The 12,401-nt window shown below is 35.2% G+C and carries 8 protein-coding genes; 4 read left to right on the top strand and 4 right to left on the bottom strand.

Annotation, left to right across the window (positions count from 1 at the left end; genetic code table 11):
* Positions 1 to 15: 15 nt before the first annotated feature.
* The 3 genes from E0W73_RS15790 to E0W73_RS15780 are packed head-to-tail and all read right to left on the bottom strand — an operon-like array spanning position 16 to position 4,449.
* A complete protein-coding gene (locus tag E0W73_RS15790; protein ID WP_135223009.1) occupies positions 16 to 1,803 on the bottom strand; it encodes a 1-deoxy-D-xylulose-5-phosphate synthase in 1,788 nt (595 codons plus the stop codon).
* A 52-nt stretch (positions 1,804 to 1,855) separates the two neighbouring features.
* Positions 1,856 to 2,749 carry a hypothetical protein gene (locus E0W73_RS15785; protein WP_244248495.1) on the bottom strand — a complete coding sequence of 298 codons (894 nt, stop codon included), beginning with the start codon at positions 2,747 to 2,749 and terminating at the stop codon, positions 1,856 to 1,858.
* Positions 2,749 to 4,449, bottom strand: coding sequence for an energy transducer TonB (locus E0W73_RS15780; protein ID WP_135223008.1), 1,701 nt, complete (start codon positions 4,447 to 4,449; stop codon positions 2,749 to 2,751). Before E0W73_RS15780 ends, E0W73_RS15785 begins: the two co-directional genes overlap by 1 nt.
* 189 nt (positions 4,450 to 4,638) lie before the next feature.
* Here E0W73_RS15780 and E0W73_RS15775 point away from each other — a divergent pair, with 189 nt between their 5' ends.
* The 3 genes from E0W73_RS15775 to E0W73_RS21585 all read left to right on the top strand — a co-directional run bounded on the left by E0W73_RS15775 (position 4,639) and on the right by E0W73_RS21585 (position 5,778).
* Complete coding sequence (locus E0W73_RS15775) at positions 4,639 to 5,082, top strand: nucleoside deaminase (RefSeq protein WP_135223007.1); 444 nt, start codon at positions 4,639 to 4,641, stop codon at positions 5,080 to 5,082.
* 63 nt (positions 5,083 to 5,145) lie between these two features.
* Positions 5,146 to 5,298 (top strand): hypothetical protein, encoded by a 153-nt coding sequence (locus E0W73_RS21590; RefSeq protein ID WP_244248494.1) that lies wholly within the window; start codon positions 5,146 to 5,148, stop codon positions 5,296 to 5,298.
* Between the two features lie 210 nt (positions 5,299 to 5,508).
* On the top strand, positions 5,509 to 5,778 hold the full coding sequence (locus tag E0W73_RS21585) for a hypothetical protein (protein WP_244248493.1): 270 nt from the start codon (positions 5,509 to 5,511) through the stop codon (positions 5,776 to 5,778).
* 27 nt (positions 5,779 to 5,805) lie between these two features.
* On the opposite strand, the gene E0W73_RS15765 is transcribed toward E0W73_RS21585, so the two are convergent.
* Positions 5,806 to 6,339, bottom strand: a complete 534-nt coding sequence (locus tag E0W73_RS15765) for a hypothetical protein (RefSeq protein ID WP_135223006.1) — start codon at positions 6,337 to 6,339, stop codon at positions 5,806 to 5,808.
* A 310-nt stretch (positions 6,340 to 6,649) separates the two neighbouring features.
* On the opposite strand from E0W73_RS15765, the gene E0W73_RS15760 reads away from it, so the two are divergent.
* Positions 6,650 to 12,337, top strand: coding sequence for an alpha-2-macroglobulin family protein (locus tag E0W73_RS15760; RefSeq protein WP_135223005.1), 5,688 nt, complete (start codon positions 6,650 to 6,652; stop codon positions 12,335 to 12,337).
* The last annotated feature ends 64 nt before the right edge of the window (positions 12,338 to 12,401 follow it).

Below are 12,401 nucleotides of genomic sequence, written 5' to 3'. Positions count from 1 at the left end.
GGCGCTGCAAAATACTTATTTTGCCTCGTTTGAAAAAAGATTTATTAAACTTTTAACGTCGACATTACAAATTTGTTGCAGCTCATTGACTGTTCCATGTTCGATGAAATGATCCGGAATACCTAAAAGCTGCACTTTGTTTTTATAATTATTGGCTGCCGCAAACTCCAAAACGGCACTTCCGAAACCGCCGTTTTTTACGCCGTCTTCAATTGTAATGATCGATTGAAAGTTTGCGAAAATATGATGTAAGGTCTTGTTGTCTAGCGGTTTTATAAACGGAAAATCATAATGAGCGATGTTTGCTGTATCAGAACATTCATTAAGAGCCGAAATAACATTATTGCCGATCGTTCCCGTAGATAAAACAGCCGTTTTTGTTCCGTTTTTCAAACAAGAAGCTTCTCCGATTTTGACGGTTTTGTACTGTCCGAAATTATTTACTTCCCAGTTTTCAATAACACCGCGCCCTCTAGGATATCGAATTGCGATAGGATTATTCAGACCTAATTGTGCAGTGTATAAAATGTTTTGCAGTGCTATTTCGTTTATCGGTGCATAAATAATCATATTCGGTATGGATCGCAGGTAGGCAATGTCAAAAACGCCATGATGTGTTGCACCATCTTCGCCTACCAAACCGGCTCTGTCAAGACAAAATATCACTGGAAGATTTTGCAGCGCTACATCATGAATCACTTGGTCGTAGGCACGCTGCAAAAAGGTCGAATAGATAGTGCAATACACCATCATTCCCTGACTTGCCATTCCGGCAGCAAGCGTTACGGCGTGCTGTTCTGCAATTCCAACATCAAAAGCACGTTCAGGAATTTCCTCCATCATAAATTTTAATGAACTTCCTGACGGCATTGCAGGTGTGATTCCGATTATTTTTTCATTCTTTTTGGCCAAATCAAGAACGGTCAATCCGAAAACATCTTGATATTTTGGAGGCAGATTTTCTTCCACTTTTAAATGGATTTCGCCAGTTGAGGCATCAAATTTTCCTGGAGCGTGATATTTGACCTGATTTTCCTCAGCCTGTTGTAAACCTTTTCCTTTTGTGGTTACAATATGAAGAAATTTAGGACCTTTTATCTTTTTCAGTCGATTTAATTCTTTGATCAAAAGAGGCAAATCATGACCGTCTATTGGTCCAGAATAATCAAAATTCAAAGATTTGATGATATTATTCTGTCTCGGATTTTTTCCTGTTTTTACCGAAGTAAGGTAGTTTTTTAAAGCGCCGACACTTGGGTCAATTCCGATGGCATTATCGTTTAGAATTACCAGAATATTAGCATCAGTAACTCCTGCATGATTAAGGCCTTCAAAAGCCATTCCGCTTGCGATAGAAGCATCTCCAATAACTGCAATATGTTCTTTTTTGAAATCGCCTTTTAATTTAGAAGCAATCGCCATTCCGAGTGCTGCTGAAATTGATGTCGAAGAATGTCCAACACCGAAAGTATCGTAAATGCTCTCAGCTCTTTTTGGAAAACCAGAAATTCCGTCAATCTGTCTATTGGTATGAAAAATTTCTCTTCTTTCGGTTAAGATTTTATGACCGTAAGCCTGATGTCCAACATCCCAAACCAATAAATCTTCAGGCGTATTAAAAACATAATGTAGTGCAATTGTCAATTCTATAACGCCTAAACTCGCTCCCAAATGGCCTTCTTTTACCGAAACGACATCAATAATAAACTGACGCAGTTCTTTAGCAACCTGAGTAAGCTGTTCTTCTTTTAAAAGACGTAAATCGGCTGGATTGTATATGTGAGAAAGTAAATCGCTTTTCATTGTAAGGAAAAAAGCAAATTTACGGTTTTAAATTTAATTTTTCCGCAACGTATTATTTAAGCAAAATAGGTACAGAATATTGCATTCTGATTTTTTTTCCGTTTGATTCGCCAGGTTGCCATTTCGGGCATAAATTCAAAACTCTGACGATTTCTTTTTCCAAAGGTTCTTCAACTGCTGGAGAACATTCAATAAACGAAACTGTACCGTTTTTCTCTACTGCAAATGCCAGCGTAAAATTGAGTTTCCAATAATGTATGTTTTCCGGTTTTTTATATTCTTTCATGAAGAAAGTATGAAATTGATCGATACCGCCTGGAAATTCTGCATTGGTTTCAGAAACTACTTCACTACTAACATAAATAGGTTTGTCTACTGAGCTGTTTTTCTTGTTATTTGTTTTTTCTGATTTGACAGTTGATGACTGATTCGAACTATTTTTTTTGGTTTTTACTATGCTTTCGTCGAATTTAACCTGATCTATTTTGGGAGATGGCGGAGGCGGTAAAACAGCTTGTTTTGTACTGCTTTCATCGATAGCTGGTTCGCCAACAACTATAGGTGAGTTTGCATCGGAATCTTTTACCAATTCAACTTTGTTAATTTTTTGTTTTTGCCCGTCTTTATTCTGACAGCTGAACAAGGTAGTGCCCGTAGCAATGAATAAGGCTAAAAGAAACATTTTGCGATAATTGGGTTGCGTATACAAAACTTTACTTGGAATTTGAATTGTTATGGTATCTAACTGCGATTTTCTAAATCGTCCACAAATTTTGTCATTTTTATTTTGAATAAAAAAATGCTGGATTTCTTCTGGAAGGATAGAAGTAAAGTCAACAACTGTTTTAGAACAGCTCATACAGAAGCGACCATTTTCATTTGGTGTCATTTTGTTCCAATCTTCATGGCAGGGTTTTGGAATGCTGATTTTATTGTTTTTTTCCATTATTTAATTGTAATCGGTAAAATATAAGACGAACGGACTACTTTGTTGTTTAGTTTGCCGGGAATCCAGTTTGGAGCTGTTTTTAATACTCTAATAGCTTCTTCTCCTATTTCTTTAGGTGTGTTTTTAACAATATTGAAATTACTTAAACTGCCATCTTCTTCGATAACAAATAGAATAGATATTTTGCCTTTAAACTTTTCTCTTTGGTCTGGAGCTGTATAATTTTTATTGAAAAAATCATAGAATTTCTTCATTCCCATGACAGGAATAGGGGAAATATCTAAATCCGCTGAATTATATACCGTGTGATATTTAAAATCTCCTTTTTCATCCAGAATGGGAGTGGCTACCATTCCAAGCATAAACTGTTCGTTTGCTTTTTTGGGATTTGGTTTTTTAGACTCAATCTGATGGCCATAACATCTGGATACAGCTTCATCTTCATTTTGTTCTGTATTGCCAACAATTTCGATGTTGTTAATTTTATTTTTGTTGCCTTCTTTATCTGAACAGCTAAATAACGTTGTTCCCATGGCAATAAACAAGGCTAGTAAAAACATTTTATGATATTGTGTCTGAGAATAAAGAATGCGACTCGGAATCTGAATTGTAATAGTTTCTAATTGCTCATTTTTAAATCTTCCGCAAATTCTGCTGTCTTGATTTTGAATAAAATAGTATCTGATTTCTTCTGGTAACATAGAAGTGAAATCAACCACTGTTTTAGAACAGCTCAAACAAAAACGGCCATTATCTTTTGGCGTCATTTTGTCCCAGTTTTCATGACAGGGTTCAGGTATCGTTATTTTGTGTTTTCTTTCCATGCTTGAAAGTTTTCTTTTTTTTCTTTCAATATTCAAGCTGTCTTTTTGTACAACAATATTCATTTTAATAGTATCTGGAATTGCTTTTCCGTTAATTATTTTTGGCTTCCATTTTGCTTTTGAGTTTTGTAAAACCCGAATCATTTCTTCTCCAATGTCGTGACCAATATTGTCAAAGACCTTAAATTGCTCTAATGTTCCAGCTTTATTTACAACAAAAGAAACGTCAATTTTTCCAGTAATTTTTCTAGCTTTTTTAGGGATCTGAAATTCATTCTTTATATAATCACTGAATTTACCAATTCCGCCGGGATAATCAGGTTCTTCAATATATTCAAACGCAAGACCTCCACTGATAATGTTATGGTCATAGTCACTTACATATGAAATGCCTGAAGAAGTTTCATTTACAGGCTCCACATTGATATGTAAAGGAGAAGAGTGTGGCGTTTTTTGTGATAGAGAATCTTTGGTGTTTAAATTATCAGGATTTTTTGCCAAATTATCTTTAACAACCTCTATTTTATCAATTTTCACTTTATTACCTTCGTTATCAGCACAACTGAATAAAGTAGTTCCCATGATAACAAATAATGCCAGTAAAAACATTTTATGATAATGGTTTTGCGAATATAAAATGTGATCTGGTATTTGAATTGTAATAGAATCTAACTGCGATTTTCTAAATCTTCCACAAACGCTTTTGTTTTGATTTTGAATAAAAAAATGCTGGATTTCTTCCGGTCTCATGGATGTAAAATCAGTAACCGTTTTAGAACAATTCATGCAAAAACGCCCATTATCGTTTGGTGTCATTTTGTTCCAATCTTCATGGCAGGGTTCAGGAATGGTTATTTTATAATTTCTTTCCATATTCAAATATCAAAATTTAAATGTAATAAAAATTATACAGAAAAATTGGCTTTCTTAGTTTGTATAGTTTTTTTGATACATAACCAATGAGTCGATTATTTTTATTAATTGCCTCAAAAAATGACTTTTTTTGAGGCAATTAATTTTGATATACTTAAGAAATCCTTTCAAAACCCTATTTTTGCAACTATGATAAATCCTTTCACCGACGAATATTTCATGAAAAAAGCTTTGCAGGAAGCTGAAATGGCTTTTGAAAAAGGCGAAATTCCTGTTGGAGCTGTAATTGTTGTGGCTGATAAAGTTATTGCAAGAAGTCATAACTTAACTGAATTACTAAATGATGTCACAGCTCATGCCGAAATGCAGTCTATAACAGCTGCTGCCAATTTCCTCGGGGGAAAATATTTAAAGGATTGTACGCTTTATGTTACGCTTGAACCTTGTCAAATGTGCGCGGGGGCTTTGTATTGGAGCCAGATTTCTAAAATTGTTTTTGGCGCGAGAGACGAACAGCGCGGTTTTATTAATATGGGAACCAAATTGCATCCAAAAACCACTGTAGTTTCGGGTGTAATGGCCAATGAAGCCGCCGATTTGATGAAACGTTTTTTTCTGGAAAGGCGAAAATAATTGTGAGATATTACTTTCTTTTTATCTTTGTGGCTCTAATTGTTTATTTCATCTAAAATCATCATGACAGACTTTTCAACTATAAAAAAGCTATTCCATATTACAGAACCAAATGGTTTTACAAAAGATGAAATTCAGATTATAAAAGATATTTTTGGAGACTTCCAAAAGTTTTTATCGATTATTATACAGAATTGGGTAAAATCGAAAATCTAAATAATACACAGGACTCTTTAAATACACCAGACCAATTTCAATATTTTAAACATGAGGACTATTTGATTTTTTATTCTGAAAATCAAAGAGTTTGCGTTTGGGGAATTCATAAGGACGATTTGTCAAAAGAGAATCCTCTAGTTTATATGAGTTACGACGAAAAAGAATGGAAAAAAGGAAACCGAAACTTTAACCGATTTCTTTACTGCAATGGCTTATCTTCAGGCTGGTTTTGCGTTAGAATATACCCCAGAATATTTTTATGAAATAGAGGATACGGATTTAAAATTTATCGCTGATAATTATAAAAATAAAGGTGTGTCTTTTACACAATGGGTAGACGGCATCCGTTTCTTTGGTAATCATGATGATGAGGTGATTATTGTAATGAGTAATGAGCAGCTTTTTTATTCGTCAGCAAGTCAGGAACATTTTGATGAGTTAGATAAGGTTCTGTCAAAACTAGGAACGGAGCTTTAAAAGTTTAAAGCATTAAGATTTCTCAGTTTAAAATAAATACATCATGTAAAAAGTTACAAATAAGAGAAAGCCATTGAAACAGATAATATTGTAAAATGTATTTTCAGAAACGGCTTTTTTCGAAAGCAGTATTTTTAAGCTTAAAGCTATAGACAAAAGAATTACAAAACAACAATATAACTCAATTCCGTTAGGATTTAAACCATTAACGAGATATTTTGTATAATCAGCATCTTTTGATTTAACGGTTGTGACGCTTTTTAATAATAGGGTATACTCGATTTCTATAGCATCTTCCTCTACAAGAAAATTTTTAGTTGAAAAGGAATTTCGTTTTTTGGTGTAATAATTATAAGAAACTATGTTTTTTGAACGCCCATTCCTATTTTTTCCAACATTCTCAATATAATAGTCAATATTGTCGTTTATACTTGTTTTTGGCAATAAATAATAATCAATAAAGGCAATAGAAATTAAGAAGATTATTAAATACAAAATATTGATAACCGTTTTTTTATTGTTGGTTACAAATTTCTTTTCTGTAAAACTTCTTTCTTGCATTTGCTGTATTTTGATTCTGTACGAATATACTGTTTTATATACAATATGAAGAAAAATAATCTTTTGAAAATGATAGCCCTAGCCCAGATGGAAGCGGCATCCTTTTTCCTGCTCCTTTAGCAGGAATAAGCGTGGGAATAGATTGTAAACTTCAACAAAAGTTAAATAATAAGAAGTAGAGAATTTTCCTCTTAAATCATCTGAAAATTATTTTACTTTTATCATAATTTAATTTGTATTTTGTTGTTATGGCTTTTAGCAGTAAAATATGTTAAATTCTCATTTGTTAACCAATTAACTCTAGATAAAAGTGAAAGCAAAAGGTTTAGTTCTCGTTTTTTTTGTGTTCTTTATTTTTCAATCTTGCGGCAGAAAATCAGCTGCAGATTTCAACTCCGATTTTTCTTTATTCAAAGACTACATTACGAGTTTCACGGGCGGCATTGTTTCGGCAGATTCTGATATTCGAGTAGTTTTGGCTTTTGATAAAAACGATTGGAAACCAAATCAGGAATTAGACGACGATTTGTTTGATATTTCGCCAAGTGTAAACGGAAAAGTAATAGCGCTGTCAACCAATACTTTGGCTTTTATTCCAGAGAAAAAACTAAAAGCAGGAACAGAATATCAGGTTACCTTAAACTTAGATAAACTGACTGCCATTCCGAAAGAGAAAGAAAAGGAACTTTCTAAATTCAATTTTACAGTTAAAACAGTAAAACAGGATTTTACGATCAATACTGGTGATATTCAGTCGTACAGCAAAGAATATCAATATTTAAACTGTGTTTTAAAAACAGCAGACAATATTGATTTAGAAACGGCTCAAAAGCTAGTTGAAGCCAAACATAACGGCAATAATCTTAAAATTAAGTTTGAGAAAACAAACGGCCCTGCAAAAGAATTTCGTTTTATAATAGACAGTATCCAACGCCAATCGGAAGCTTCAAACTTAGAGATTATTTATGATGGAAGTGATTTTGATATTGAGCAAAAAGGACAAATCGATTTCCCGATTACGAGTATCAACGAATTTAAGGTTATAAAAGTTGAAGTTCCAGACGGAAACAATCAGCAGGTTTTGATTAATTTTTCTGAGCCTTTAGAAAAAGGACAGGATTTTGCCGGATTGGTTTCGATTCAAAATACCAATAACCTGAAGTTTTCAACACAAGGAAATTTACTGAAAGTATATTTTACAAACCAAAACGCTCCGAAAAAAGAAGAGCCTATAGCGGTAGCTGTGGCAGAACCTGTCGCTGTAGCAGTAGATTCGGCCGCCGTTATGGTTGATTCAGCCACTGTTGCCGTAGATTCAGCCGCCACAGTTGTAGAAGAAGCAGTTGAATATGTACCGGATGAAGAACCAGAGCAAGTAGTTACGGGAGAATTATTATTGGAAGTTTTTCAAGGAATTGAAAGCCAGTACGGCAAGAAAATGGAAAACAATTATTCTGAAAAAATCTCGTTTGACCAGATAAAACCAAACATCCGCTTTGTGAAAAACGGAACGATTCTGCCAAGTTCCAACAATTTGAAACTGAATTTCGAAGCCGTAAATCTAAGCGCTGTTGATGTAAAAGTGTATAAAATTTACAAAAACAATATCCTTCAGTTTTTACAATACAACGAATTAAATGGCGGACAAAACCTTAAAAAAGTCGCGCAGCCAATTGCTAAAACAACATTGAATTTAAGGGAAAGCACGCTCGTAAATCTCTCCAAATGGAATACTTATGCTTTGGATTTATCTAAAATTATCAAACCAGAGCCAGGAGCAATTTACAGAGTCGAATTTGTTTATAAAAAGAAATATTCGCTTTATAAATGCGAAACATCAGATAGTAATGATGATGAAACAGAAGAGGAAGAAGTAGATGAAAATGACGTAAACTACAGCGGCAACTCTTACGATGATTATTACTATTATGATGATTACGATTGGAGAGAAAGCCAAGACCCTTGCACAGGTTCTTACTATTACAATGCAAGAATTGCGACCAATATTTTAGCGTCAGATTTAGGAGTTATTGCCAAAAGAGGCGAGAATAAATCGTATTTGTTTGCCGTAAACAATATCGTTACGACGGAACCAGTTTCAAACGCGAGAGTAGATTTGTATAATTTCCAACAGCAAAAAATAGCTTCAGAAGCGACAAGCAGTGAGGGAATTGCATCTTTCCAATTGGATAAATTTGCGTATTTTGCTATTGTAACTTTAGGAGACCAGTCAACTTACGTAAAATTAGACGACGGACTTTCGTTGTCTGTCAGTAATTTTGATGTTGCCGGAGAGACTTTACAAAAAGGGCTAAAAGGATTTATTTACGGAGAAAGAGGTGTTTGGCGACCAGGAGATAATTTGTATTTGTCTTTTATTTTGAATGATGCGGCGAATAAATTGCCTAAATCGCATCCAATTAAATTTAGATTGAATGACCCGAATGGGAAAACGGTTTATCAGACCGTTCAAAAAACAAACGAACTGAATCATTATGCTTTTACGGTGCCAACCAATCAAGATGCGCCAACAGGAAACTGGGAAGCGATGGTGAGCGTTGGAGGTGCAAAATTCTACAAGAGTATCAAGATTGAGACTATAAAACCAAATCGTTTAAAAATCAAGAATACTTTTAGCAGAAAAACACTTTCGGCTTCCTATCCAAATACAGATAATCTGGAAGTAACTTGGCTTCATGGAGCGATTGCGAAAAATCTGAATGTAGAAATGCAGGCTAAATTTTCGCAACAAACAACGACATTCAAAGGATATGAAAAATATAGTTTTGATGATTTGGCGCGACAATTCGGCACAGAAGAAATCAATGTTTTCTCTGGAAAATTAAACGAAAGCGGAAAAGCTTCGGTAAATATTCAGCCAAGATTGCAAGGTCAGGCACCTGGAATGTTGCGTGCTTCATTCATCACAAAAGTGTATGAAGAAGGAGGAGATTTTAGCACCGATGTGATGTCGACAACTTATTCGCCATACCAAACCTATGTTGGAATAAAAACACCCGAATTAAACAAGTATAATATGCTTGAAACCAGAACGAACAACCGTTTTGATGTGGTAACCGTAGATGAAAACGGAAGACCAAAAGCAGTTCGTAATCTCGAAGTGCGAGTTTACAAAGTGGATTGGAGATGGTGGTGGGATTCTTCAAGCGATAATTTGTCTAATTATAATTCGTCAAACGCTACAACTTCATACAAAACCTTTGTAATCAATACTGATTCAAGCGGAAAAGGAAGTTTTCAATTTGCTTTGACAGATGAAGAATGGGGACGCTATTTAATTCGTGTTGAAGACGGAGAAAGCGGGCATGCTACTTCTTTAACCGTAAATATCGATTGGCCAATCTGGTCTGGAAAAACAAGAAATAGAGATGCTTCAACTGCAAATATGTTGGTTTTTTCAACCGATAAGAAAAACTATGCAGTGGGAGAAAAAGCGCAGATTTCCTTCCCTTCAAGTGAAGGTGGACGTGCCTTGATTTCTGTTGAAAATGGTTCAAGAGTTGTACAAACTGTTTGGGCTGAAACCAAAAAGGGAGAAACAAAAGTTGAGATTCCAATTACAGGAGCAATGGCGCCAAATGTGTATTTCAATATTACATTATTACAGCCACACGCTTCAACCAAAAACGACTCGCCAATTCGTATGTACGGAATTGTACCAATTGAAGTGGTGGATAAAAACACAATTTTAGCTCCAACATTAAATATGCCTGACGTTTTGAGGCCAGAACAGCCATTTACAGTAAAAGTGGGCGAGAAATCTGATAAAGAAATGACCTATACAATAGCAGTTGTTGATGAAGGTCTTTTGGATTTAACTCGTTTTAAAACACCAAATGCATGGGATAGTTTTTATGTTCGTGAAGCTTTGGGCGTAAAAACCTGGGACGTTTACGATGATGTAATTGGTGCTTATGGCGGAAAAATAAATCAGATTTTCAGTATTGGTGGTGACCAAGATTTAGGTGGTGGAAAAGCTAAAAAAGCAAACCGTTTTAAACCAGTTGTATTGTATTATGGTCCATTTAAATTAGGAAAAGGCGAAACAAAATCGCACCAATTAAAACTGCCGAAATACATTGGTTCAGTAAGAACAATGGTTGTGGCAGGAGATGCAAATACAAGTGCTTATGGAAGTGCTGAAAAAGCAACTCAGGTCAAAAGTCCATTGATGGTATTGGCTTCGTTGCCAAGAAAAATTTCGCCATCAGAAAAAGTAACGCTTCCTGTTACGGTTTTTGCAACTGAAAATAAGATTAAAAACGTAACGATTCAGGTAAAAACAAGCAACGGACTGAAAGTTGCGGGAAATGCCGTTCAAAGACTAAGTTTTGCACAGCCAGATGAAAAAATGGCCTATTTTAATTTAGTTGTTAGTTCGGCTACTGGAATTGCAAAAGTTCAGGTAATCGCAACGTCAGGAAGCGAGAAATCGGTTTATGAAGTTGAAATCGATATGACCAATCCGAATCCGGTTACGAGCACATTTACCGATGTTGTTTTAGCGCCAAATAGCGCCAAAACCATTTCATGGAAAACATTCGGAATTGCAGGAAGCAATAAAGCAAGATTAGAAGTTTCGTCTATGCCTTCGATGAATTTGAACGGAAGACTGCAGTTTTTAATTCAGTATCCGCATGGTTGTGTAGAGCAGACGACTTCATCTGTTTTCCCTCAATTGTATTTGGGAGATGTAGCAGATATTGATGCAAAACGTAAAGATTTGATTCAAAAAAATATTGCGGCCGGAATTGCTAGATTAGGAAATTTCCAATTATCAAATGGTGGATTGCCTTATTGGCAGGGGAATGCAGTTCCAGACGATTGGGGAACATCTTATGCTGGACATTTTTTAATTGAAGCAGAGAAAAAAGGATATGTATTACCAATTAATTTCAAATCAAAATGGTTGTCCTATCAGCAAAAAGAAGCCAAACAATGGCGTTTTGAGCCTAAATATGGAAATGATTTAGCTCAGGCTTATAGATTGTACACCTTAGCTTTAGCAGGAAATGCCGATTTATCATCAATGAACAGATTGCGTGAAACCAAAGGTATTTCGAACGAAAGTATGCTTCGTTTGGCCGCAGCTTATGTTTTAGCAGGACAAAAATCGGCAGGACAAAGTTTGTTCCTGAAAACGAGCATCGACGGAAGCTCAGACGGTTACAGCTATTACTATTACGGTTCAAGCGAAAGAAATAGAGCAATGGCATTAGAAACAATGCTACTTTTAGGACAGAAACAAAAAGCATTTGTAACAGCAACGAAATTAGCCAAAGAAATGTCGGCTAATCAATGGATGAGTACACAGACTACGGCTTATTGTTTATATGCAATGTCGAAATTTGCGATAAGCAACGGTCCAAAGGGAATCAATATTCAGTTCAGTAAAAACGGAAAAGGAGAGACAATCAATACAGGTAAATCAGTTGCAGACCGTAGTTTAGCTGTTGCTTCTGGGGCAAACAGCATAACGCTGAAAAACAATAAAGCCAATACGGTTTATGTTCGAGTATTGAATACAGGAATTCTTCCAATCGGACAAGAAAATGCGGTTCAAAGCGATGTTTCGGCTTCTGTCGTTTTTAAAAACAGGAAAGGAAGTGTAATCAATGTTTCGAAAATCAATCAAGGAACTGAATTTGTGGCTGAGGTTACGGTTAAAAATCAAAGAGGAGAAAGTGTTCAAAATGTGGCACTATCACAAATTCTGCCTTCAGGATTCGAAATTGTAAATACTCGTTTTACAGATTATGGTGATACGGTGAACAATATCGCAGACTATATCGACATTCGTGACGACAGAACGAACTTCTATTTCGGAATGAAAGCCAGGGAAACCAAAGTTTTTAGAATTCTGTTAAATGCATCTTATTTAGGAAATTACTATTTGCCAGGCTTACAGTGCGAAGCAATGTATGATAATACTTTCTTAGCTAGAACAAAAGGATTCTGGGTTGAGGTTGTGAAGTAGATTTAGGTAGCACGTACCCTAACAGGTTTCCAAAACCTGTTAGGTATTTTATAGATATAGTGAA

Origin of the sequence: Flavobacterium foetidum (assembly GCF_004634245.1) — a bacterium.
GTDB lineage: Bacteria > Bacteroidota > Bacteroidia > Flavobacteriales > Flavobacteriaceae > Flavobacterium > Flavobacterium foetidum.
Note: the sequence above shows the minus strand (reverse complement) of the source record. Positions and strands in the feature narration are given on the sequence as shown.